The 23,458-nt window shown below is 72.0% G+C and carries 21 protein-coding genes; 11 read left to right on the top strand and 10 right to left on the bottom strand.

From position 1 onward, the window contains the following. Positions 1 to 431 precede the first annotated feature (431 nt). From O0S08_RS26875 to O0S08_RS26865, 3 genes are all read left to right on the top strand, one after another. Positions 432 to 1,691 carry a hypothetical protein gene (locus O0S08_RS26875; RefSeq protein ID WP_269032142.1) on the top strand — a complete coding sequence of 420 codons (1,260 nt, stop codon included), beginning with the start codon at positions 432 to 434 and terminating at the stop codon, positions 1,689 to 1,691. Positions 1,692 to 2,111: 420 nt separating this feature from the next. Further along, on the top strand, positions 2,112 to 3,227 hold the full coding sequence (locus O0S08_RS26870; RefSeq protein WP_269032141.1) for a hypothetical protein: 1,116 nt from the start codon (positions 2,112 to 2,114) through the stop codon (positions 3,225 to 3,227). A gap of 148 nt (positions 3,228 to 3,375) precedes the next feature. Beyond that, positions 3,376 to 3,972, top strand: a complete 597-nt coding sequence (locus O0S08_RS26865; RefSeq protein WP_269032140.1) for a hypothetical protein — start codon at positions 3,376 to 3,378, stop codon at positions 3,970 to 3,972. 3 nt (positions 3,973 to 3,975) lie between these two features. Here O0S08_RS26865 and O0S08_RS26860 read toward each other — a convergent pair whose 3' ends face one another. Next, positions 3,976 to 4,650 (bottom strand): TetR/AcrR family transcriptional regulator, encoded by a 675-nt coding sequence (locus O0S08_RS26860; RefSeq protein WP_269032139.1) that lies wholly within the window; start codon positions 4,648 to 4,650, stop codon positions 3,976 to 3,978. Positions 4,651 to 4,785: 135 nt separating this feature from the next. On the opposite strand from O0S08_RS26860, the gene O0S08_RS26855 reads away from it, so the two are divergent. After that, the gene (locus tag O0S08_RS26855) at positions 4,786 to 5,463 is read left to right on the top strand and encodes a Coq4 family protein (protein ID WP_269032138.1); all 678 of its coding nucleotides are present in this window, start codon (positions 4,786 to 4,788) and stop codon (positions 5,461 to 5,463) included. A 129-nt stretch (positions 5,464 to 5,592) separates the two neighbouring features. On the opposite strand, the gene O0S08_RS26850 is transcribed toward O0S08_RS26855, so the two are convergent. Next, positions 5,593 to 6,282, bottom strand: a complete 690-nt coding sequence (locus O0S08_RS26850) for a Dph6-related ATP pyrophosphatase (protein ID WP_269032137.1) — start codon at positions 6,280 to 6,282, stop codon at positions 5,593 to 5,595. A 179-nt stretch (positions 6,283 to 6,461) separates the two neighbouring features. Between O0S08_RS26850 and O0S08_RS26845 the strand changes: the two genes are divergently transcribed. Both O0S08_RS26845 and O0S08_RS26840 read left to right on the top strand, forming a co-directional pair. Continuing rightward, a complete protein-coding gene (locus O0S08_RS26845; protein WP_269032136.1) occupies positions 6,462 to 9,074 on the top strand; it encodes an MXAN_6230/SCO0854 family RING domain-containing protein in 2,613 nt (870 codons plus the stop codon). A 109-nt stretch (positions 9,075 to 9,183) separates the two neighbouring features. Next, positions 9,184 to 9,888: a hypothetical protein gene (locus O0S08_RS26840; protein ID WP_269032135.1), complete on the top strand. Its 705-nt coding sequence runs from the start codon at positions 9,184 to 9,186 to the stop codon at positions 9,886 to 9,888. Here the strand turns inward: O0S08_RS26840 and O0S08_RS26835 are convergent. Then, the gene (locus O0S08_RS26835) at positions 9,836 to 10,927 is read right to left on the bottom strand and encodes an NAD-dependent epimerase/dehydratase family protein (protein ID WP_269032134.1); all 1,092 of its coding nucleotides are present in this window, start codon (positions 10,925 to 10,927) and stop codon (positions 9,836 to 9,838) included. The genes O0S08_RS26840 and O0S08_RS26835 overlap by 53 nt on opposite strands. Before the next feature lie 585 nt (positions 10,928 to 11,512). Between O0S08_RS26835 and O0S08_RS26830 the strand changes: the two genes are divergently transcribed. Next, positions 11,513 to 12,208, top strand: a complete 696-nt coding sequence (locus tag O0S08_RS26830) for a hypothetical protein (protein ID WP_269032133.1) — start codon at positions 11,513 to 11,515, stop codon at positions 12,206 to 12,208. A gap of 67 nt (positions 12,209 to 12,275) precedes the next feature. Here the strand turns inward: O0S08_RS26830 and O0S08_RS26825 are convergent, their stop codons facing one another. Both O0S08_RS26825 and O0S08_RS26820 read right to left on the bottom strand, forming a co-directional pair. Continuing rightward, complete coding sequence (locus O0S08_RS26825; protein WP_269032132.1) at positions 12,276 to 13,022, bottom strand: glutathione S-transferase; 747 nt, start codon at positions 13,020 to 13,022, stop codon at positions 12,276 to 12,278. Positions 13,023 to 13,027: 5 nt separating this feature from the next. Continuing rightward, a complete protein-coding gene (locus O0S08_RS26820) occupies positions 13,028 to 14,032 on the bottom strand; it encodes an LLM class flavin-dependent oxidoreductase (RefSeq protein ID WP_269032131.1) in 1,005 nt (334 codons plus the stop codon). 169 nt (positions 14,033 to 14,201) lie between these two features. On the opposite strand from O0S08_RS26820, the gene O0S08_RS26815 reads away from it, so the two are divergent. The 3 genes from O0S08_RS26815 to O0S08_RS26805 all read left to right on the top strand — a co-directional run bounded on the left by O0S08_RS26815 (position 14,202) and on the right by O0S08_RS26805 (position 17,118). Then, positions 14,202 to 15,185, top strand: a complete 984-nt coding sequence (locus O0S08_RS26815; RefSeq protein WP_371879498.1) for an NAD(P)H-dependent flavin oxidoreductase — start codon at positions 14,202 to 14,204, stop codon at positions 15,183 to 15,185. Positions 15,186 to 15,704: 519 nt separating this feature from the next. Then, positions 15,705 to 16,223, top strand: a complete 519-nt coding sequence (locus O0S08_RS26810) for a hypothetical protein (RefSeq protein ID WP_269032129.1) — start codon at positions 15,705 to 15,707, stop codon at positions 16,221 to 16,223. 13 nt (positions 16,224 to 16,236) lie between these two features. After that, on the top strand, positions 16,237 to 17,118 hold the full coding sequence (locus O0S08_RS26805; protein ID WP_269032128.1) for an STAS domain-containing protein: 882 nt from the start codon (positions 16,237 to 16,239) through the stop codon (positions 17,116 to 17,118). Between the two features lie 23 nt (positions 17,119 to 17,141). On the opposite strand, the gene O0S08_RS26800 is transcribed toward O0S08_RS26805, so the two are convergent. The 5 genes from O0S08_RS26800 to O0S08_RS26780 all read right to left on the bottom strand — a co-directional run bounded on the left by O0S08_RS26800 (position 17,142) and on the right by O0S08_RS26780 (position 21,961). Then, positions 17,142 to 17,858: a hypothetical protein gene (locus tag O0S08_RS26800; protein WP_269032127.1), complete on the bottom strand. Its 717-nt coding sequence runs from the start codon at positions 17,856 to 17,858 to the stop codon at positions 17,142 to 17,144. Positions 17,859 to 18,107: 249 nt separating this feature from the next. Next, a complete protein-coding gene (locus tag O0S08_RS26795) occupies positions 18,108 to 19,388 on the bottom strand; it encodes an RNA polymerase sigma factor (RefSeq protein ID WP_269032126.1) in 1,281 nt (426 codons plus the stop codon). 134 nt (positions 19,389 to 19,522) lie between these two features. Then, positions 19,523 to 20,455 carry a hypothetical protein gene (locus O0S08_RS26790; RefSeq protein ID WP_269032125.1) on the bottom strand — a complete coding sequence of 311 codons (933 nt, stop codon included), beginning with the start codon at positions 20,453 to 20,455 and terminating at the stop codon, positions 19,523 to 19,525. A gap of 20 nt (positions 20,456 to 20,475) precedes the next feature. Continuing rightward, complete coding sequence (locus O0S08_RS26785; RefSeq protein ID WP_269032124.1) at positions 20,476 to 21,588, bottom strand: CE1 family esterase; 1,113 nt, start codon at positions 21,586 to 21,588, stop codon at positions 20,476 to 20,478. A 58-nt stretch (positions 21,589 to 21,646) separates the two neighbouring features. Further along, the gene (locus O0S08_RS26780) at positions 21,647 to 21,961 is read right to left on the bottom strand and encodes a hypothetical protein (protein WP_269032123.1); all 315 of its coding nucleotides are present in this window, start codon (positions 21,959 to 21,961) and stop codon (positions 21,647 to 21,649) included. A 310-nt stretch (positions 21,962 to 22,271) separates the two neighbouring features. Here O0S08_RS26780 and O0S08_RS26775 point away from each other — a divergent pair, with 310 nt between their 5' ends. Then, the gene (locus tag O0S08_RS26775; protein ID WP_269032122.1) at positions 22,272 to 23,381 is read left to right on the top strand and encodes a M20/M25/M40 family metallo-hydrolase; all 1,110 of its coding nucleotides are present in this window, start codon (positions 22,272 to 22,274) and stop codon (positions 23,379 to 23,381) included. Positions 23,382 to 23,458: the final 77 nt, after the last annotated feature.

Genomic DNA, 23,458 nt, shown 5'->3' with positions numbered 1-23,458 from the left:
GAGCGGCAGATCGGGCGGCCCTCCCCCCGACTCGGCGACGACCCCGCGACGGCTCCTCCCCGCGGTTCGTCCAGACCCAACCGGCGACCGTCACGCTGACCTCGACTCGATGGATCTCCCGCCGGTCTCCTCCGTGCGACCCACGCCGCGCCGCGCTCGCCTGTCGTCTCGGTGAGCCGATTCGTCACCGTCGCACTGCCCGTCAATGTCGGGATCGATCCGTCGGTCCTGTGAATCGCGCTCACGCAGGAGGCCGCCCCGGCGGGCTCTCTCCGGCGCCACGAGACGAGAGGAGAATCATGCGAGGCTGTCGCTCGACGCTGCGTGACGACCGCTTGGCCTCGATGTTGCTCCCCAGGACCCCGCGGCGATCCTGCCGCGGACGACGAGGGAGAAGGTGCGAATCGGTCAGACCATTTTCGAGGTGTCTCATGTCATTCAAGATTCCATCCTCATCCTCCGCGGGCCGTCTCGCGGACCGACTCACCCTCCGCGCCGCGCTGCTGCTCGGCCTGCTCGCCCCGGCGCTGCCCGGCTGTGACGAGCCGCTCGACGAGAGCGACATCGACGAGGTCGCCGTCGACGAAGTAGACGAGCCGGCGCTCACCGAGGAGCAGGAGGAGGCGCTGCTGTACCGCGAGGGCTGGTCGCAGGCGGACGACCCGCGACTCCTCAGCAAGGACTTCAACTTCGAGCTCGACGAGCTGCCGCGCTCGGGCTGGGCGGACCGCACGCCGTGGCCGGGCTATTACTGGCCGACCTACAACGACAGCATCAATTACCGCTGGGCGGGCTCGAACATCCGCTCGCCGGCCGAGAAGTACGGGGCGGCGTTCGGCCGCTCGGGGGTCGGTACGGTGATCTCCAACCGGTTCGGCGTCGGCAGCATCGGCGGCACCAAGCGGTGCCGGTACGACTCCGAATGCGGGGGCGGGCGCATGTGCGGCCGCCGGCGCGGGGAGTCGCGGGGCCGCTGCATCGAGACGTGGATGGGCATCTGCCACGCGTGGGCGCCCGCGGCGATCATGGAGCGCGAGCCGAAGAAGGGCATCACCTTCAACGGGGTGCGCTTCGAGATCTCCGACCTCAAGGCGCTCATCAGCCTGGCCTACACCGAGGGCCTGTCGGTCCGCTTCATGTCGCTGCGCTGCAACTCGGTCGGCTGGCCCGGCAGCCAGGCGTGCAAGGACACCAACGCCGGCAGCTTCCACGTCGCGCTGACCAACCTGCTCGGCTCCCGCGGCGAATCGTTCGTGTTCGACCGCACCTACGACCGCGAGGTCTGGAACCACCCGGTGGTCGGCTACAAGGTCACGCGCGACGAGCAGGTCTCGGCCTCGACCGCGAACAGCATGCTCGGCCGCGGCGGCTCGAAGTACCGCTTCAACCCGAAGGCCGCCGAGCTGCGGCGCGTCCGCACCGAGGTGTACTGGATCAACGAGGCGGGCCCCGGCTATAACCAGCAGCTGGTCGACAACGTGGCGACGTTCACGTTCACCGAGCGCTACGACTACATCCTCGAGCTCGACAGCGTCGGCCGTATCATCGGCGGCGAGTGGATCGGCGGGTCGAAGCGGCGCCACCCCGACTTCGTGTGGCGGCCGATGACCAAGAAGAACACGACGGTGGCCGGCGTGGTCAACTACGGCGAGGTCGAGCAGCTGATGCAGGCGGCCGGCGGCGGGCGCTGAGCGCGGCCCGCGAGCCGCCTCGACGCGGCGACACGGGTGAGGCGGCCGGACGCCGGCCGCTCCCGTGATTGCTCGAAGGGAGGCCCACCGCTCGAGCCGGGCGACAGCAGCGCCGGACGAGCGGGGGCCGCCCCCACGTGACACGGAGGATCGATTCGCAGCACCGCGGATCGATCCTTCGCTGTTCGTGGACGTCGCTGCGAGAGGTGGCGGCGATGCTTTCGTCGCCGGACCCGTGGATGTACCCGCGCGGCGCGCAGGCGCAGGAGAGGACGACGGCCCCGGGGACCGCCCGAATCGGGGCGGCACGGAGGCGCTCGGGCCGGCGCGAGTCGGCGCGATCGTGCTCGCGTGACGGTCGCTCGGGCCGGCTTCGTCGATCGAACGCCGCCGCCTTCCGCGATCGGGTAAGGTGGCGCCATGTTGAGAATCTGTTCCTTGAATTTCGCTCGATCATCGCTCCCGATCGCGGTGCTGTCGCTGCTGACCACCGCGTGCCCGGATTCGGGCGACACCAGCGGCGCGTCGGCGAGCGAGACTTCGACCTCGACGGCGACGGCGACCGCGCCGACCACCGGCAACGTGAATCCGACGTCGACGACGCAGTCGACCGACGATCCGACCGGCGGCACGAGCACGGTCGGCACCGAGGGGACGGGGCCGACGACGACCGAGGGGACGTCGACGACGCAGGGGGTCGACACGACGACCTCGGACACGACGACGACGAGCACGACCGAGCCGGAGACGTCGACGAGCACGACCGAGGACACGACGTCGACGACGACGACGTCGACGACGACGACGACCGGCGAGACGACGGAGACGACCGGCGAGCCGGCCAGCGACATCGAGATCGTGATCACCGCCGACAACGCCTACGGGTTCGCGTACGGCACCGACGACAACATCTCGATGTACTGGGGCGGGATCGAGAACACGACGGCGGGGGAGATCTTCAACTGCGGCGAGGGGCCGGAGAAGTACGTGGTGCCCTACGAGGAGGCCGACAACGCCAGCTACCTGTACATCATCGCCTGGGCCGACTCGTCGACGACCCAGGGGGTGCTGGCCCGTTTCCGCCGCAAGGACGGGGGCGGCAACTTCGGCGAGGACGTGTTCACCGGCACCGACGGCTGGGAGGTGTGCGCGACCGGAGTCGATTACCAGCCGGGCAGCGGCGGGCCGTCGCTGCAGGTCATCAACGACCACATCGGCAAGTGCAACGCAGGCGCGCTCGATCCCAACACGACGAGCGTCGGCTGGGTCGACGACGTCGGGACGCCGTACGGGGCGGTCGCGTTCGGCGAAGACAACACGACGCCGTACAACGGCGGGCCGATGGCCGGCAACGAGTTCCCGCTGGTGTGCCCGATGGACATGCCGCCCGAGGCGAAGTGGATGTGGTTCAACTGGGACCCGCCCAACGTGAAGCCGCCGCAGAGCCCGTTCATGTGGCCGGGCGGCGGGGGCAACCCGGATCACCAGTACCTGATCTTCCGCTTCGCGGCCGAGCTGGTGCCGATCCCGATGTAGCGGGCCGGCGGTCGAGATGGCCGCGAGGACAGGTCGATACGGCGGGCCGTGAGTGTCCGGAAGGACAGGTTGCTCGCGCGAGGGCGGTCGTGCGGCGGAGCCGGGCCCCGGATGGATCGGCGGCGAAGCTGTGGTAGGCTCGCCGGCGATGCGTCGGGGACCCCACGCGATCGCGCTGGTACTGCTGCTCGCGGGCTGCGGGCTGCATCACGAGCGGGTCTGGGCCGGGGCGCTGCTCCACGCGCCGTTCATCTACCTCGTCGGGCTGGCGGTGGTCTACGCGCTGTACCGGCCGTGGGCGCGCGCCGACCCGGCGCTGCGGTTCGGGCGAGAGCATCACTGGGTGACGTTCGCGGGGTTGTTCGTGCTGGCGGTGTGGGCCGCGCCGAAGACCAAGCTCGACGGCCTGGCGCTCTTCTGGGGGCTGTTCGGCGGGACGACGCTGACGTTGTGGCTGCTGGTGCTGCGGATCGGTCTCGCCTGGCCCAAGAGCCAGCCGTTTCTGTGGAGCGGCGCGGCGGCGTTCGGGTTGACGCTGCAGTTCGCGCTCGCGGGGTTGCTCGACAAGGACCTGAAGGACTACGGCGAGTTCGGCATCGTCGTGTGGGTGTTCGGCGGCGGCTTCGGGGCGACGCTCGCGGTGGTCCTGGCCGTGCTGGGGTTCGAGGCGCGGCGGATCGGTCGGCGCGCCGACGCGGCGGTCGCGGCGGTCGCGGCGGGGACGGACGAGCCGCCCCGGGCGTGAGCTTCAGGCGCGCGAGCGATCGGGGACGCGCATGCCGTCGACGAAGATGTCGGCGACGACGTCGGCGAATTGCTCGATGGTCAGGCCCTGGCGCAGCGGATCGTCGCGCACGAGCGGGGCGAAGCGGGTGAGCGCTTGCAGGGCGACGAAGCGGGCGTGGCGCTCCTCGTCGGTCCACTGCGCCGGCGCGACGGCGGCGTCGAGGAGGTGGCCGATGAAGCTGCGGGCGTCGGCCAGAGCCTGGTCGACGCGCTCGGGCATGGCCTCGAGCAGCGCGGCCAGCATGTCGGGGTCGCCGGCGGAGGCGCGGGTGAGCAGCGGCGAGGCGGCGACCATGAGGATCGAGGCGCGCACCCACTGGCGCAGGCGCTCGCGCGGGGCGAGCGTCGGCGCGTCGATGCCGTCGAGCAGGGCGAACAGCCGCAGCTTCTCGTGGGCGCAGGCGACGTAGAGGACGTCGAGCTTGGTCGCGAAGTAGAGGTAGACGGTGCCCTTGGCGATGCCGGCGGCGCGGGCGATGTCGTCGATGCTGGTCTTGCGGTAGCCGTGGGCGACGAACAGGCCGATCGCGGCCTCGACGATCTTCAGGCGCTTCTTGCCCTTGCTGCTCTCGGGGTCGATGTCACCCACCGCGTCCACGAGGACCGCGCGGATCTCGTCGAGGGTCTCGAAATTCATCTCTGACCAGTTTGACAAATCCGGTCATTAAGTCAATATTGGTCCGGAGCCCGCCGGAGAGCCGTTTGGAGCCGATGTCGGCGCGAAGACGCGCGCCCGCTCCGACGCCCGCGCGGGCCCCGAGGAGACGAGAAGATGAAATGGAGCGAGATGCGCGAGCTCAGCCGCATGCAGCGTGAGGGCCGATCGCTCGGCGACATCGCGGCGCTGAAGTTCGCTTACCTGGCTGGGTCGAAGCACACCGGCAACGAGCGCCTGCACACGCTGCCGACGCCGTGCCTGGAGGTCGAGATGGCCGAGCTGCGGGCGCTGCCCGAGGGGACGGTCGGCCGCGCGTTCGCCCACCAGCTCGACCGCGACAAGCTCGAGCCGCTGGTGATCAGCGACGAGATGAAGCAGCGCCTGGCCGACAACCCGCTGGCGCTGCGCTACACGACCACGCACGACCTGGTCCACGTGCTGACCGGCTTCCCGACCACGCCGGCCGGCGAGATCGGGGTGTTCGCGTTCATGATCGGCCAGGGGTTCGGCTCGGCCTCGGCGATGCTGTGGCTGAGCGCGGTGATCTACTCGTTGCTGCTGCCGCTGCACGTCCCCGGGGTGTGGCACAACGTCCGCATCGGCCTGCGCATGGCCCGGGAGGCGAAGCCGATGCTCGAGGCGCGGCTCGAAGACCTGCTGCCGGTGCCGCTGGCGGAGGCGCGCGCGCGGCTCGGCCTGCGCCCCGAGACGATCGCCGCGATCGCGCCGGGACACGACAGCCTGCTGATCAACTGGGTCCTCGCCAAGTCGCCCGCCAAGGCGATGGCCTGAGCGTCGACCGGGGCGTGTCCCGAAGGACAGGTTCGTGGGAGATCGCCGGGACGAGGATGTGTCCCGGAGGACAGGTGTGCGGCGCGCGAGCGGGCCGGCGGTAGCGGCGTGTCCCGAAGGACAGGTGCGTCAGTCGTCGGGGCGCGCCGCGAGGGCGACGTCGAGGAAGGCGTGGCCGTCGCGCTCGAACACGTCGCCGCGGTTCAGCGCGAGCGGGCGGGCGAAGCCGGGCAGGTCGGTGACGAAGGTGTGGAACTCGCCCCGCTCGCCGCACGGGTCGACGTCGGCCGGCAGCTCGGCGAGGAAGTCGCGGTCGAACTCGCGGCCGAGCCAGGCCGCCGACAGGCGCGCGAGGTCGACTGCGACGACGGTGGCCCGCAGGCCGCCGGCGATCATCGCCCGCGCGAGCGCGCCGGTGTCCTGGCCCCACAGCGGGAAGACGGCGCGAAGACCTGTCCCTCGGAGCATGTCCTCTCGGTAAGCCCGGAGGTCGGCCAGGAACAGGTCGCCGAAGGCGATCGCCTCGATCTGTTCGGCCCGGGCGCGGGCGATCACGTCGCCCATCTTCACCTCGTAGACCGCGTTGGGGCACGGGTCGGGCAGGGCGACCTCCCACACTGGCAGGCCGAGCGCCTGGGCCTGGGCGAGCAGGGCGGCCCGCGGCGTGCGGTGCATGACGACGCGCCCGTCGCCCTCGCGGGTGGTGGTGAGCAGGCCGACGAGCTCGACCGAGGGGTCGCGCGCGAGCGTGACGGCGGACCACGCGGAGTCCTTGCCGCCGCTCCAGGCGAGGATCGTTCGGGCGCGCTTTCGCAGCATGGCCCCGTTCGTAGCAAAAGATCGCGCGAGGGTGCAGCGAGCGCGAGCGGCCGCGCGGCTTGACGCCGGCGCCGCGGCCGCTCTACGCTGACCGCGGAGGCTTAGTCCGGGCTTCCTTCTCCCTCTTTTTGAAGACCAGCTCGGACGCTTACCTCCACCTTCTCTCTCGCCTGGTCGCCATGGAAGTCACGTTCACCGCCACGCGCCAGGCGCTGCTGCGCCGCCAGGGGCTGGTGTTCGTCGAGCCGGGCCGGGCGACCGCGAGCGAGCGGCACCTGCAGGCGATCGAGCTCGAGCTGGCGCAGCTCGGCTACGTGCTGTCGCGGCGGCTGCGGCAGCGGCTGGCGACCCTGGCGCCCGACGAGCTCGCGCTGCACCCGCGCTTCGTCGCCGCCGCGCTGGCGGCCCAGGTCGGCGCGAACGTCCGCTACACCCCGCTGTTCCGCAGATTTCCGGAGGATGTCCCGAAGGACACGTCGGAGCTGTACCTGCGCAAGCTGCTGTGCCACTTCCTGCAGACCGAGGGCCAGCCGTGCCTGTTCTGCCGGCGGGTCGGCACGACCCACGTGCTGAGCCCGTGCATGCACGTGGTCTGCGACCACTGCTTCGACGGCGCCAACTACAGCGCGTGCCCGGTGTGCGAGCACCACGTCGACCGCGGCTCGCCGTTCTTCAAGCCGGGCCTGTTCCTGGCCCGCAGCCTGCCGCGCGAGAAGGTCCGCTTCAAGCTGCTCGACCTCGGCGAGAGCCTGCCGGCCGCGGCGCGGGCGCTGTTCGAGTCGTTCTGCGCGCGCAAGCAGGTGATGTCGTCGGTCGACGCGGGCGACCTCGGGGCGATCGTCGAGGAGTTCGGCGAGCAGGTGCTGGCGTGGCTGCCGGAGAAGATCGCGGTGCGCGAGAACGTGGCGCGGATCTTCGGCGCGCTGCTGCGCAAGTGCAACGCGCCCGCGACCTTCGCGGTGGCGCGGGCCCACCTGGCGACCGCGACCGACGTGCTGCGCACTCTGGCGGTGTACTCCTACGCCGACCCGTCGCTGCAGGGCGAGGTGGTGCGGCGCCAGGTCGAGCAGGCCGCGGCCGACAGGGCCGACACGGCGGGGCTCGCGGCCAAGGTCAAGAAGATCTTCGCCGGCGGGGGCCGGCTGCCGAAGGCGCGGACGGTGACCGTGGTGACCCACGCGTACCGCTTCCGCGTCGCGCCGCTGCGCCGGCCGCTGCGCCGGGCGGTGCTGGCTCACCTCGAGTCGATGCACCCCGACGGGCTGATCGAGGACATGCTGCGCCACCGCTCGTACTGGCAGTGGCTGGGCGAGTTCCTCCACCCACACGAGTTCGCCGACAAGTTCCCGCGGGTGGCGCGGGCGTTCGCGGTGGTCCGCAAGAAGGCGCCCGACGGCACGCCGGCGCCGCGGTTCGTCGGTTTTTATGCGGCGATCGAGGCGGCGGCGCGGGCCGGCGACGCGGCGGCGATGATCGAGCGGCTGCAGGCGCGACCGGGCGAGCTGGGCCGGCGCTTCGACCACGCGCTGCGGGTCGCGGGCGCCGACGCGTCCGCGCAGGACGTGGTGGTCTCGGCGTTCGTCGCGGCGGCGCCGCGGCTGGCGAACCCGCTGCTGCTGACGCTGCACGGCCACCTGCCGGCGCGCGGGCGGCCGGCGGCGGTGCGCGTGTTCTGGCCCAAGGGACAGGTCACGAAGGGCACGTCGGCGCCGGACCGGCGGGCCCCGCTGCAGCCGCGGGCGATCGCGGCGGCCGGCCAGGCGGTCGAGCACGAGCTGCTGCGCCGCCTCGCCGACAAGCCGGGGTTTCACACCTGCGTGCTCGACGAGGGGCTGCGCGACGTGATCGTGCCGTTCAACGAGCGCACGGCGAGCCGCGCCGCGGTGTCGCTGCCGCGCGGCTCGCGGGTGGCGCTGCCCGCCGGCGAGGTGGTGCGGCTGTTCCTCCACTGGTGCGAGCCCGAGGGCGGCCGGACCACCGACATCGACCTGTCGGTCGCTTTCTACGACGATAAATGGGAGTACGTCGGGGTGTGCTCCTATTATCAATTGCGGTTCGACGGGCCCGACGGCCAGCCGATCGCGCAGAGCTCGGGCGACTTGCGCAGCGGTCCGCCCCCCGACGGCGCGGCCGAATTCGTCGACGTCCACCGCGAGCGCGCGCGGGCCCGCGGGATCCGCTGGGCGGTGATGGTGGTCAACAATTACGCCGGCATGTCGTTCTCGCAGCTCGATCGGGCGTGGGCCGGGATGATGCTGCGCGGCGACCTCGGCGGGAAGCACTTCGACGCCCGCAAGGTCGAGCTGAAGTTCGACCTGCAGGGCGACAACGGGGTGTTCCTGCCGCTGGTGCTCGACGTCGCCGAATCGACGATACACTGGCTCGACGTCTACTCGACCGGGCAATTCGCGTTCAACAACGTGGCGACGTCGAACCAGGCGATCACGAAGATCTGCCCGGAGATGATCGGTTACTTCGCCAGCGGGGTCCGGATCTCGATGTTCGAGCTGGCGCTGCTCCACGCGGCCGCGCGCGGCCGACAGGTGATCGTGCGCGGGGCGGGCGGGGCGCGCGGTTTCACGCGTACGGCCAATGAATCGGCGGAGCAGTTTCTGCGGCGGATCCGCGCCGGCGAGGGGGCGACCTCGGCGGTGCTGCCCGCGGCCGACGGGCCGCCCGTGTTCGCCGCGCTGGTCCACGGCGACCTCGAGTTGCCGGCGGGCAGCGTGTGCTACGCGCTGTTCCGCGAGCGGGTGATCGCACCGATCGCCGCCGGCGACCTGCTGGCGTGAGTCGCCGTCCGTAGGCCATGGGGCCGCGCACGGAGCCGCAGCGAGCCCGGCCGCGGGCTGCGGGGTGCGTGCGCGGTTGCGGCGCGGCTGCTAGCCTTGGCTCGGCTCGATGCGCGCGCTCGAAGAACAGCCCCGGATCGCCCGCGGGCCGTATCGCAGCTTCGCCGAGACGGCGCTCGAGCAGGCGCTGCGCGAGGGGCTGCCGGCCTGGTCCGAGCGCGGGCCGCCGCACGAGCTGTGGGGGGCAGTCCGCGTCGCCGGGGTGTTCGCCGCGGTGGTGTGCTCGGTCGCGATGGTGCCGCAGCTGTTCGCGGCGTTCCTGCTGTGGAACGTGCTGGCGCTGGCCCGCAGCGCGGTCGACCGCGAGGTCCCGGCCGACCGCTGGCTGCGGCGCCGGATCGGCCGCTACCCGCTGCCGGTCGGCGATCTGGGGCGCTGGCTGCTGCACGGGGCGGTGTGGTTCGGCAAGCTCGAGCTGGTGCTGCGCGAGGCCAGCGAGCTCGCGGTGGCCGCGGTGCGGCTGGTCGAGCCCGACGCGCGCCTGTCGTGGACCGGGCCGACGACGCTGCGCGTCGAGGTCCCGTGGCTGCGCGAGGGCGGCGACCACCTCCGCTTCGATCGCCTGGTCCGCTTCCTCGCCACCCACCGCGGCGAGCTGAAGCTGGCGCGGATCGTGCTGGTGCCGCGCGACGAGCCTGGCCTGAAGGACATCTCCAAAGCGGCGCGTCGATCGGGGCCCGAGGCCGCGGCGCCGCGCGCGATCAGCCCCGCGCGCGCCAGTCGGCCAGCGCCTGCGCCTCCAGCTCGGGGGTGATGGAGAACTTCGGCGCGTCGCGCCGCTGGGCCGGGACCGTGGGCCACCAGGCCAGGGTGTCGCGCACCGTGTCGGCCAGCGGCCGGAACCGCAGGCCGGCGGCCACTGCCTTGTCGTTGCGGGTCGACATGTGGCCGAGGTCGTTGCCCTTCAACAGGACCCAAGGGACAGAATCGAAGATCTGGTGGGCCTCGAGGAACGCGTAGTCGTCGACCCAGACGAGGCGAGCTTCGGGATTGACCGCGGCGCGCGCGGCCTCGAGGAATTGCGGCATGGTCAGCGGCTCGCGCGGGCCGACGGCGTTGTAGATGCCGCCGCGGCCGTCCTCGAGCAGGCGCAGCATGAACTCGGCGAGGTCGCGGACGTCGACGAGCTGGACCGGATCATCGCGGCGCCCGGGCGCGAGCACGTCGCCGCCGCGCTGCAGGCGGACGGGCCAGTAGGGGAAGCGATCGGTGGTGTCGCCGGGGCCGACGATGTAGGTCGGCCGGACGACGAGGCCGCGATCGCCGAAGGTCTGCAGGACCTCGCGCTCGCAGCGGGCCTTGGCCACGCCGTAGGCCTCGGAGCCGTCCTCGGGATCGGTGACCTCGGTGCGCACCGGCCGGGTCTCGTCGGCGCCGGGCTGCAAATAGGGGTAGTAGACGCCGGTCGAGGAGGTGAAGAGATAACGGCCGACCTGGTCCTTGAGCAATTGCGTCGACTGCTGGACCCATTCGGGGCGAGTGGCGGAGTCGTCGACGACGATGTCCCAACGCTTGCCCGCGAGCGCGCCGAGCTGGCCGTCGCGGTCGCCGATCAGGCGGACGACGCCGTCGGGCAGGTCGGTCTGGCGCCGCCCGCGGGTGAAGATGGTGACGCGATGGCCGCGGGCGACCGCGTGGCGGACGAGGTGCGGGCCGATGAATCCGGTGCCGCCCAGGACCAGCAGATCGAGCGGACGCACGGGCGGCTCGGGCGAGACGGTCGCGGGCCGCGGGCCGCAGGCGACGGCCGGGAGGGCGGCGGTGAGCGCGAGGAAGCGGCGGCGAGTGGTCATGGAGATCCGAACCGCATGGTACGAGGCGGCCGCGGTCCGACAAAGCGACACGCAGCCGGCGGCCCGCGGGCGACCGGCGCGTGGGCTGGTGCTCGACGTGCGAGCGGGCCGGCTTCGATGCGGTCGGCGACGAGGCCCACCGTGGACGGCGTTGTTCGCGGCGCCGGGTCATTCGGGCCCTTTTCTCGAGCTCACCGGCGCCGGAGTATCCGCACGAGGGACAGGGCGATCGGGGTCGCTGCGATAACCACTGACATGGCACAGGAGCATGCAGTCGGACGGTTCCTTCTTTCGGCCCACGCCCGATTCGTGCGGGACGGATCGCCCTCGCTGGCGAGGGAGCTCCGTTCGCGCCGAGCCGCGCGATGGCCTCAAGGGTCCCTCCGCCCCGGACCACGGCGACAGAATCGCCGGGGGCCGGCCACTGAGAAGGATCGAGGGACGCGGGCAGCTCCGCCCGCGCCGGGCCGATAGCGACGGGAACGCCGGCCGCGGGGCGCAGTTCCGCGGTTACCTCATTCGTGGCCACGCGGCTGCGCACCAGCGAGAATCGACATGAAAATTCATCGACAGGGACTCCTCTCCGTGGCGCTGCTGCTCGGCGCCTGTGCGGGCGAGAAGAACGACACCGACGACGACCCCACCGAGGTGACCGTCGGCACGACGACGACCGCGGGCGAATCGGCGACGTCGACCGAGGGCGCGACGGAGCCGACCACGACCGAATCGCCGACGACGCCCGCGACCACGGCCGACTCCGAATCGACGAGCCCCGGTGAGACGAGCACCGGCGCCGGCGAGCCCGAGGCGACGACCTGCGAGAAGTACTGCGTCATGCTGGCCAAGTGCGTCGGCCTGACGCCGGAGGAGGCGCAGACGTGCCCGCAGGACTGCGAGGCGGATCTGGCGGACCTCGAGGGCGAGTGCCTGGCCGCCGCCACCGCGTCGTTCGAGTGTCACGCCGGCCTGACGTGCTCGCAAGTGGAGGACCTCGAGCAGGGCAACGAAGGGCCGTGCACCGACGAGGGCATCGCGCAGGAGGACGTGTGTGGATTCGGCAATGTGTGCACGATCGGCGGCGGCGGCGACGGTGAGCCGTCGACCTGCGAGTTCTCGCGCGAATGCGCCGGCGAGCCGCTGATGGTCATGCGCTGTACGGAGGCGGCCTGCGAGTGCTTCGAGGACGAGGTCAAGTTCGGCATGTGCGCGTCCGAGCCGATCTGCAACGACTTCGTGCAGCTCGAGGCCAAGGCGCTGTCGTGCTGCGGCATCGGGGGGTAGCCGCGGCGGCCCGCGACGTTCTGTCCCCAGGGGCATGTCCTGAAGGTCACGTCCTGGGCGACCTCGCTCAGGCCGCGTCGAGCTCGGGGTAGCGGCGGAAGATGCCGTGCTCGTTGAAGGCCTGCCGCCGCGGCGACGCCAGGTAGGCGGCGATCCGCGGGCGCTCGGCGACGCGGTCGCGCAGACGCAGCAGGGCGGGCACGCGGCGGCCGTGGCGGGCGAACGCGCGCGGGAAGGCGTACTCGAGGCCGAGCAGGGCCTGCAGCAGCGACAGGTCGGCGTGGCAGCAGGCGTCGCCGAGCAGCCAGGGGCCGCCGCTGCGCTGCAGCACGCGGTCGAAGTAGCCGAGGAACTTGGGCATCCGCGCGTCGCGGAAGGCGGCGGCGCGCAGCTTCGCGGCGTCGCGCTGGTCCTCGTAGTATTGCGCGACGGAGATCGGGTGGTGCGTGTCGTGGGCCTCGGCGACGAGGTCGGAGATCGTCAGCTGCAGCTGCATGGCCTCGGCGCGGCCGCCTTCTGTCCCCGGGGACAGGTCGTGGCGATCGCCGAGGAAGCCGCAGATGTTGGCGGTCTGGGCGATCACCAGCTCGCCGACGCGGAGGATCGGCGGGGCGAACGCGGGCAGGCCGGGCAGCGACTCGAGCGCGCGGACGACGGCCTCCTCGCCGCCGCCCTCCGAGGCGGGCCGGCGAGCGACGTCGAGGTACGGCGCGCCGGCGTCCTCGCAGACCAGGCGGACGAACTCGCCGCGCCCGGGGATCCCTGGCCAGTAGTACAGCTCGTAGTGATCGGCGGCGACGTTGGCGGTGGACATGACAATCACGTGGCGGCGCGGTGGAGGCGGTCGCGGACCTCGGCGGCGATCTCGTAGGAGCGCAGGCGGGCGACCGGGTCGAAGATCTGCGAGGTGATGATGAGCTCATCGGCGCCGGTGCGGGCGAGGAAGCCCTGCAGGCCGGCGTAAACCGTGTCCGGGGCGCCGATGAACGAGCACGACAGGACCTCGTCGAGGATCGCGCGCTCGTGCGGGGCCAGGCGAGCGTCGTAGTTGTCGATCGGCGGCGGCAACAGGCCCGGCCGGCCGGTCCGCAGCGACACGAACATCTGCTGCAGCGAGCTCAGCAGCCGCCGCGCCTCGGCGTCGGTGTCGGCGGCGATCACGTTGGCGGCGACCATGAGGTGCGGCCGCTCCAGCCGCTCGCTGGGGCGGAAGTGGTGGCGGTAGACGTCGATCGCCCGCATCAGCGCGGCCGGGGCGAAGTGCGAGGCGAACGCGTACGGCAGGCCGAGCATGCCGGCCAGCTGGGCCCCGTAGAGGCTCGAGCCGAGCAGCCACACCTCGATGTCGGCGCCGGCCCCGGGGACGGCCTGGACGGCCTGACCGGGCACGACCGGGCGGAAGTAGCCGAGCAGCTCGCCGACGTCGTCGGGGAAGTTGTCGACGTCGCCGGCGAGGTTGCGCCGCAGGGCGCGAGTCGTCCGCATGTCGGTGCCCGGGGCGCGACCGAGGCCGAGGTCGATGCGGCCGGGGAACAATGCGTCGAGCGTGCCGAATTGCTCGGCGATGATCAGCGGGGCATGGTTGGGCAGCATGATGCCGCCGGCGCCGACGCGGATCGTGCGCGTGCCGCCGGCGACGTGCGCGATGACCACCGCGGTCGCGGCGCTGGCGATGCCGGGCATGTTGTGATGTTCGGCGAGCCAGAAGCGGTGAAAGCCGAGCTTCTCGGCGTGCCGGGCGAGTTCGAGCGTGCTCCGCAGGGCCGCTCCGGCGTCGGTTCCCTGGGCGATCGGTGCGAGGTCGAGGACGGAGAACGAGACCACGGGCTCACCTTACGCGATGAGGCGGCCCCAGGCCCGAATCGCACCGGTCACGGCGAGGACGGAAGAGTTCGGCGTGGGCGTACGCCCGAGGGTGGTGGCATGATCCCCGGTGATGAGGCACGAACGGACGAACGCCCTGCGGACGAGATGGCCGATCGTACAGGCGCCGATGGCCGGCGGACCCGACACGCCGGAGCTGGCGGCCGCGGTGTCGAACGCGGGCGGGCTCGGCTCGCTCGGCTGCGCATACATGACCGAGGCGCAGATCGAGGCCGCGGCGGTGAAGCTGCGGACGCTGACGTCGCAGCCGTTCGCGCTCAACCTGTTCGTCCGCGCCGACGCGCCCTCCGATCCGTCGGCGGCCGCGCGCGTGTCGCCGATCCTCGGCGAATTCCGCCGCGAGCTCGGACTGCCCGCCGAGCCGCCGCCCGGGCCGCCCACGCCGCAATTCGAGGATCAGCTCGAGGCGGTGCTGCGCGCCCGCCCGGCGGTGTTCAGCTTCACCTTCGGGGCGCCGACGCGCGAGCAGATCAAGGCCCTGCACGCGCGTTCGATCGCGGTGATCGGGACGGCGACGACGGTCGAGGAGGCGGTGGTGCTGGCCTCGCTCGACGTCGACGCAGTGTGTGCGCAAGGATCGGAGGCCGGCGGGCATCGCGGGACCTTCCTCGGCTCGTTCGAGGAGGCGCTGATCGGGACGATCACTCTGGTGCCCCAGATCGCGGCGCGCGTGAAGGTGCCGGTGATCGCGGCCGGCGGGATCATGGACGGTCGCGCGATCCGGGCGATGTTGGGCCTCGGCGCGTCGGCGGTGCAGCTCGGCACCGCGTTCATGACCTGCCCCGAGGCGGGCACCAGCGAGGCGCACCGCGCGGCGCTGGCGACCGCGTGGCGCACCGTGGTGACGCGGGCGTTCAGCGGCCGGCCGGCGCGAGGCGTCCGCAACCGCTTCTGCGAGGCGTTCGCGGCCGTCGAGGCGGCCCCGTTCCCGCAGCAGCAGCGCTTGACCCGGGACATCCGCGCGGCCGCGGCGGCGCAGGGCCGGGCCGACATCATGCAATTGTGGGCAGGGCAGGGGGCGCCGCTGGGCCGGGCGATGCCGGCGGCGACTCTGGTCGAGCTGCTGGTCCGCGAGGCGGGGCTGGGGTCGTGAGCCGATCGTCACGGCGATGATCGGTGGTGATTGTGCGGACCGGCGAATCGCATTCGCCGCGTCGCCCGGGGCGCGGCGGAAATGGCGAATGTGCATTCTTCCGCCGAAAGTCGGGTGGCCCCGGGCGGCGCCGCGCGGTCCGGCATCCGGGGCGAGGCGGAGGCCCGACGCAGAGGTCGAGCGAGGTGCGGCGCTCCGGCAGAGGCGGCGCTAGAACGCGTTCTGACGCGGACGTCGGCCGATGGGTGCTGGTGACACGCGAGGGCGGCGCCGGAGGTGAAACCCGTTCGACTGGAGGGGCGCCCCCGTCGCGGCATCGGGGAGCGCACGTCGAGGCGAGCGGCGACTCCCGCCATTTGAAGAGGGCGGCGAAAGAATGTGCGCAGGCGGCCGGGCCGCTCGCCCGAGCGAACTGGACAATCGGACGCGGCCCGAGGTATACGCGAAACCACGTGCGCGGTGGCCTCGATGCTTCGAGGCGCGCCCCGGTCGCACGCGACGAGCGACGTCGGAGGCCTCATGCGAACCAGCAAGTCGGGCGGAGAATACAACGGCGCCGCGCTCTACTCATTCTTGCTCGGCCTCGGCCACTCCGAGGCGCTGGTGCAGAAGGTGCTGCGCGACGCCGGCGTCGACCGCATCGATCCGACGCGCTGGTACGACATCAACCTGGCGATGGACATCTACTTCGCCATCTACGAGAAGATCGGCCGCGGCGCGCTGATCGCCGTCGGCAAGAAGATGATCGAGACGGCCCCGTTCCCGCCCGGCCTCGACGACGCGAAGAGCCTGCTCCTCGGCCTCGACGCGGCCTATCGCATGAACGCCCGCGCCGCCGACATCGGCAGCATCACCTGCGAATTCGACGACGACCACAGCGCGACGCTGGTGTGGACGACGCTCGGCCCGTGCCCGCTCAACATCGGCATCATGGAGGGCTGCTGCTCTCGCGTCGGCGCGCCGGCGCTGGTGGAGCACGGGGCCGGTGGTTGCATGGACGAGGGCGGCTCGTCGTGCACGTACCTGGTCAGCTTCTAGCGGCGGTCCGACGATGCAGGCGCAATCGGAGTGGATCGAACGCGAGCGGACGGGCCTCGTCGCGGCGCTGGCCGAGCGCCTGGGTCGCCGCAGCGGCAGCGTGTTCCGCAGCGCCGGGGCGGCGGCCTGCGAGGCGATCGCGGCGCGGATGGTGGCGGCGCTCGGCGCCGACGTGACGAGCGGCAAGGACACCGCGGGCCGCGAGGCGATGCTGGCGCTGGTCCAGCAATTCGCGGGGAAGCTCGGCTACGCCGACCTGCGCCACCTGACGACGACGCTGCGGCAATTGGTCCTGGCCGCCGCGGCCGACGCCGAGCCGGCCGAGCGCCAGCGGGTCGACGATTGGCTGTTCCAGCTGGTGCTGGTCGGGTCGATGCGGTTCGTGGCCCAGCGCGAGGAGGCGTTCCAGGAGCAGGCGGCCCAGCTCGAGGTGCGCCAGCTCGAGTCGCAGCTCGAGGAGCTCAAGGCGGCCTTCGCCGAGAAGACGCGCCTGCTCGACGTCATCCGCCAGGCGTCGACGCCCATCGCCCCGGTCCACGAGGGGATCCTGGTGGTGCCGCTGGTCGGGTTGTTCGACGCCCAGCGGGCGCAGCTGCTGACCGACCGGCTGCTGCACGCGATCGGCGAGGCGCGCGCGAGCGTGGTGATCGTCGACATCTCGGGGGTGCCGCTGTTCGACAGCGACGCCGCCGAGCTGATCGTCCGCACCAGCCAGGCGGTGCGGCTGCTCGGGGCGCAAATGCTGCTGGTCGGCCTGTCTCCCGGCATGGCCGGGACGATCGTCGGCCTCGGCTTCGACCTGTCGAGCCTCAAGACGCTGAGCTCGCTGCAGGACGGGCTGGCGCACGCGCTGACGCTGCGCAAGCTGCGAATCGCGCCGGTGGCCGGGCGCTGAGCCGGGGCGGCCGCAGCCGCGAATCATGGATGGGGCTGCCCGAATTGCAGGGTGAACGTGGCCCAGAAGGCGCCGTCGGAGTAATCGAGGAAGCTCCATCCGGCGTAAGCGACGCCCTGGAAGAACAGCGGCCAGTTGGCGTCGATCGTGGCCAGACCGACGCCCGGCATCCAGTTGGTGGCGAGCCCGGCCCCCATGTTCTGGACCGACACCGAGAAGCTGCCCAGGAACGGGTTGCCGCTGCCGAGGCCGATGTTCTTGATCGCGTTGCCGAGCGCGACCGCGAGGCTGCCGGCGTTGCTGGTGACGCAGCCGATCGGATCGAAGGCGCACGCGGCCTGACCGACCGGCTGGATCGCGCCGCCGAGGTTGGCGATGAACGTGCCGATGTCGCTCACGTCGTTCTCGTACATCGCGATGGTGACGAGCACCGAGTCGTTGACCGCGAGGTCGCCGGACGCGATCACGACGCCCATGGTCCGCACCTCGCCCTCGGCGATCGTGATCTCGAGGTCGCTCGGAAAGGTCGCCACGGTGGAGGTGCCGTCGGTCCGGGTGACTGTGATGACGAAGAAGACCTCGTCGTTCTCGGTGAGCTCGGGGTCGTCGGTCTGCTCGCGGCAGCCGAGCTGATCGAGGGTGATCGACCAAGGCACCCCCTGCGCGAAGCTGGGGCTGGACGTGACGAACACTCCGGCAGCGACCGCGGCGGCGAGGAACTTCGAACGTTTGTCGTGCATGGCGCGCAGGCATAGGAATTCCCCTGATTCGCACCAGTGCTCGATATCACATTCGCCCGGACTGTGGCCATTCGGCGGGACCTCGCCGCGCGCGTCCTGGCCGCCGCGCCGCCCGTCCTCACCGCATTGAGGAGGCGCGCGGAGCAAGCGGCGGCCGGCCGTTCGCGCGGACACTTCAGCCAGGTCGAACGAATCGTCGAGGTCGCCGACTCGCGTCGGCTCGTCCGCTCGTGGTGCGAGGATTCGCGATCAGCGCGACTCGCCGGCGAGGGCGCGGTCGCAGGCGGCGACGCGCTCGCGCAGGAGGTCGCGCTCGCGGGCGTTGCGGGTCAGGGAGGCGGCGCGCTCGAGCTCGACGCGGGCCTCGGCGAAGCGGCCGAGCTTGAACAGGAAGTCGCCGCGCACGCCCGGCAGGAGGTGGTAGCGGGCCAGAGCGGGCTCGTCGACGAGGGCGTCGACGATCACCAGGCCGGCGGCCGGGCCCTCGGCCATGGCGACCGCGACGGCGCGGTTGAGCTCGATGACCGGCGTCGGCGACAGCTGATAGAGGGCGGCGTAGAGGGCGGCGATCCGCGCCCAGTCGGTGGCCTCGGGGGTCAGGGCGCGGGCGTGGCAGGCGGCGATGGCGGCCTGCACGGCGTAGGGGCCGCGCGCGCCGCCCAGAGCGTCGATGCGCTCGAGCGCGGCGAGGCCGCGGCGGATCAGCAGGCGGTCCCACAGGGCCCGGTTCTGCTCGTTGAGCAGCACCGGCTGGCCGCCGGGGCCGACCCGCGCCCGCGCGCGCGAGGCCTGGATCTCCATCAATGCGACCAGGCCGTGGACCTCGGGCTCGTCGGGCATGAGGCCGGCGACGATCCGGCCGAGGCGCAGGGCCTCCTCGCACAGCGTCGGGCGCATCCAGTCGTCGCCCGAGGTGGCCGAGTAGCCCTCGTTGAAGATCAGGTAGATGACCTCGAGCACGGAGGACAGGCGCGCCGCCAACTCGGGGCCGCGCGGGACCTCGAACGGCACGTTCTCGTCGGCGAGGGTCCGCTTGGCCCGCACGATCCGCTGGGCGATGGTCGGCTCGGGCACGAGGTAGGCGCGCGCGATCTCCTGCGTCGTGAGGCCGCCGAGCAGGCGCAGGGTCAGGGCGACGCGGGCCTCGCTCGACAGCGCCGGGTGACACGAGGTGAACACCAGGCGCAGCAGGTCGTCGCCGACGTCGTCGTCGAGCGCCGCGTCGAGCACGGCCGCGGGCTCGTCCCGGCGGGCGTCGATGGCCTGGCCGAGCTCGACGTGCTTGCGACCGTGCCGCTCGACCCGGCGCAGGTGATCGATGGCGCGGTGCTTGGCGGTGGTCATGAGCCACGCGCCCGGGTTGTTGGGCACCCCGGCGGTCGGCCACTGCTCGAGCGCGGCGACCAGCGCGTCCTGGGCCAGCTCCTCGGCGATGCCGATGTCGCGGACGTACCGCGTGAGCCCGGCGATCAGCTTGGCCGACTCGAGCCGCCAGACGGCGTGAATCGCGCGATGGGTCTCGGGGGGCACGCGAAGGGACTAGACCAACTCCGCGGGCCGACGCAAGGCCGACGCCGCCGAACGCGGCCGCTTCGCGCCGAGCATTCGACTGCAACTTTGCAAGTGAACACCGGCGATGAATGATAGGAGTCGGGTGACTGGATTCACGAGCTCGCCGGCGGCTCGTCGTCGACGACCCATTGGGCCAGGCGGTGCTCGACGCGGAAGTAGAGGTCGCGGCGATCGAGCGGGGCGGCGAGCACGTGGCGCTTGAAGTAGACGTAGAACAGGTTGCCGGGGACGCCGACCAGGGCGCGGTGACGCGGGACCGGCGGGGCGTCGCCGACGAGGTCGTAGAAGCTGCGCAGCTCGACGCCGGGCTCGAGGACGGCGCTGCGGAACACGCTGGCGCGCACCGCCGGGCGCCGCGGGGCGGCCTCCAGGCGGGCCAGGAGGGGCCGCAGCTGCGCCAGGCCGGCGTCGTCGCCGGGGAAGCCGACGATCAGCTCGTCGTGCGAGAGCATGGCGATCGCGCGGTCGTCGAGGCCGTCGCGGCGGAGCTCGTCGGCCAGGGCGGCGGTCAAGCCGAGCTGCACGCGCTGGGCCTTCTTCGGCTCGAGGTAGCCGAACACCGCCTGGCGGAACGCCTTCGACTCGGCGAGCACGGGGTCGACGCCGCGCGCGGCGCAGAACTCGGCCCACGGGCCGCCGCCGAGCGCGCCCTCGTCGTCGTGCAGCTCGAGCACGCTGAAGTTGGCCTCGCGCAGGTCGATCGAGGCGAACCATGCACCTGTCTGTTCGGACAGGCGATTGCGGGTCGGCGGGGCCGGACCGACGGCGGCGGCGCACAGCCGGCGGAAGGCGGCGGTGCCGGCCAGCGCGTCGCGCAGGGCGACGAGCTGCTGCTGCCGGTAGTCGCCGACCGAGAGGCCGCGCGCGGCGAGCCGCTGCTCGAAGGCGGCGAAGCGCCCGGCGAGCGCGGGCAGGCCGGCGTACTCGGGCGAGCGCGCGAGGGTGTCGAGGTAGTACGCGGCGTGCTCGGCGACGGGGATGTGGACGCGGAACAGCCGGCGGAATTCCTCGACGTCGCAGAGCATGATGGCGACGGTAGCACGCTTCAGAACGAGCGGAAGAACGCCATGGTGGCGGCGGCGAAGTAATCGCCGGGGATCTGGTGGGCGTACTGCGCCCCGTACAGGCAGAAGCGGGTGGTGGCGGAGCAGCCCTGGTATTCGACGCACTCGTCGGGCGCGTCGCCGAGGTCGAGGTTCACCGCCGCGTCGAGGCCGTCGCAGCCGCGCTCGTCGAGCCAGAAATCGCGGCACTCGAGGCCCTGCTGCTGGCTATTGAAGTGGTCGTCGGCCTGGCCGAACATGGTCCACACCGCGGCGTCGCCGACGCAATCGATGAAGGTGCCGCCGTCGTCGAACCAATAGGGCGAGTTGGCGGCGACCGGGACGGCGGCGCGGAACTTGTCGCCGAGGAAGCAGGCGACCACGTGCGCCATGTCGCCGCCCCAGCTGTGACCGGTGGCGAACACCCGCTCGCGGTCGATGCAATAGTTCGCCGCCATGTAGTCGATCACCGCCTCGACGAACACGAGGTCCTGGTCGCCGTCGGCCGGCGCGGCGTAGGGGCCGAGCACCCACCCGCCGTAGTTGCCCCAGCCCTCGAAGTCGCGCCACAGCGGATCGGGGTAGACGAAGATCTCGTCGGGCATCGGCTCGACGTCGTCGCCCTGCAGGCCGAAGTAGGGCTCGATCATGTCGCCGACCCAGTCGGTGCCGGCGAACCCGAAGATGAGCCTGTGCGGGACGTTGGGGTCGTAGTCGGGCGAGCGGCGGAGATAGAAGCGACGCATGCCGTCGCCCTCGGGCCCGGCGTCGATCATGACGTTGATGCCGTCGGGCGGATCGGGCGGGGCGAGGCCGCAACCAGGGGAGGCGAGCGGATCGCCGGTGGTGCCGTCGGTGGTGGTGCCCGGGTCGGTGGTGGAAGAGGTGGTTGTGCTCGAGTCGGTGGTGGGAGAGGTCGTGGTCGGTGCGTCGGGGCCGGTCGTCGCGGTGGTGGTGGTGGTGGCGTCCGTGGTGGTCGTCGTGGCGTCGCTGCCGGTGCCTTCGCTGGATTCACCGGACTCGTCGTCGGCGCCGCTGCAAGCCCCGAGCGCGAGGAGCAGGGCGAGCGAGCCGACGGTGACGAGCGATTGATAGGAGTGCGAGGCGCGGGGCATCGCGCGCGACGATAACCGAGCGCGCTCGACGAGGATAGCGGCCGGCGCGGCGCCGGACTCACGAGGACCCGTGCCGTCGCCGCGCACCAGCTCCGCAGCTCGGGTGTGAAGTCCCGCTCTTCAGCGCGAGGGTGAGCGTGATCGGTTGCCCACCCGGCACGGTGCTCGTGGTCACGGCGCCCGCGGGGATGAATCTCGCCTTGCCCTCGAGGTCGTCGACCTGCGCATCGTCGTCGTCGTCGGTCAAGGCGGCGAAGAGCGAAGATCCGGCAGCGCCCGCGGGGACGAAGCGGAGGCCGTCGGTCATGAAGAGCAGGCGGCCCTCGGGCGCCGGCCCGCGCAGGCAACGGACACCCTCGACCCGCAGGAACACGCTCGGCTTGCAATACGCCGCGTGCGTGAGGTCGCGGACGGCCCACCCGATCGATCGCCGCCGGAACAGTGGGTCGCGATCAAGCTCGAGTTCGCCCGGCTCTGGCCGACTCGTGCAGGGCCGCGGGCGGGCCCGCGACGCCGCGCGATCCCCTCGGCGTCGCGGGTGTGGGCGGGACACCGCGGAATGCGAGGACCACGCGATCGACCTGCGGCGCCGCTGGGCCGCCCGGGCGCTGCGAGCTGACCTTTCGGACAGGCGTGACGGGCCGCGCTCGTGCTGCCGGCGGCGTGGTAGGATCCGCGCCGCGATGACCTACGACCTGCGGCGGAACTCCTGGCTCCTGCTCGTGTGTGGACTCGGCTGCGGGCAGCCCGGCGGGAGCGCGACGGTGACGGAGCCGACCACCGGGGGCGAGACGTCGACGACGACCACCACCACGGGGGGCGGCACGACGGCCGTGCCGACCGGCAGCACCACGACCGCGGAGCCGACCACCGGCGAGCCGGACCCGTGCGCCGCGTCGCCGCAGGCGCTGGCGGATTGCATCGACCCCGCGGCCTACGCCGAGGACCTGCAATTCATCGCCGACGTGCGCACGCCCGGGACGCCGCACTGGCAGGCGGTGCAGGACCTGTGCGCCGATCGGCTGAGCGAGCTCGGTTACGAGGTCGTGCTGATGGACTACGGCAGCGGCGTGAACGTGGTCGGCCGGCGGGTGGGCAAGACCAGCCCGGAGCAGATCGTGCTGGTGGCCGCGCACTACGATCACATCTCGGACTGCCGCGGCGCCGACGACAACGCCAGCGGGGTGGCGGCGACCCTCGAGATCGCGCGCCTCCTGGCCAAGGCCGAGTTCGATCGCACGGTCCAGGTCGCCTACTGGGACGAGGAGGAGGACGGGCTCATCGGCTCGGAGGCCTACGTCGCCGCGGCCACTGCGGCCGGCGACGACATCGTCGTCGACTTCAACTTCGACATGATCGCCTTCACCTCCGCCGCGGAGAACAGCCAGACGGTGCCCGTGGGGTTCGAGCTGGTGTTCTCCGAGGCGTACGCGGAGCTCGAGGCCAACCAGTTCCGCGGCGACTTCATCGCCATCGTCAACAGCTCGAAGGCGCACGAGCACGCGCTCGCCTACGCGGCCGCGGCCGACCGGATCGGCCTGCGGCGGGCCCTCATCGAGCTGCCGGCCGGCCAGGAGACCTCGGAGCTGTTCGCCGATCTGCGCCGCTCCGACCACGCGCCGTTCTGGGACGCCGGCTATCCGGCGGTGTTCTTGACCGATACCAGCGAATTCCGCTACGCCAACTATCATTGCATGGCCGGGCCCGACGAGGTCGCAAACCTCGATCTGGAGTTCGCCGCCGCGGTCACGCGGGCGACGGTCGAGGCCAGCGCAGTGGCGCTCGGAATGTGAGCGGCGGAGCGCCGCGGCACCGCTCCCGCGATCTCGCGGCGACTCGCCGTATTGCGCCGGATCACGCATGAGGCCGG

The organism is Nannocystis punicea (assembly GCF_026965555.1).
Lineage (GTDB): Bacteria > Myxococcota_A > Polyangia > Nannocystales > Nannocystaceae > Nannocystis > Nannocystis punicea.
This window is presented reverse-complemented; position numbering and strand designations above follow the sequence as displayed.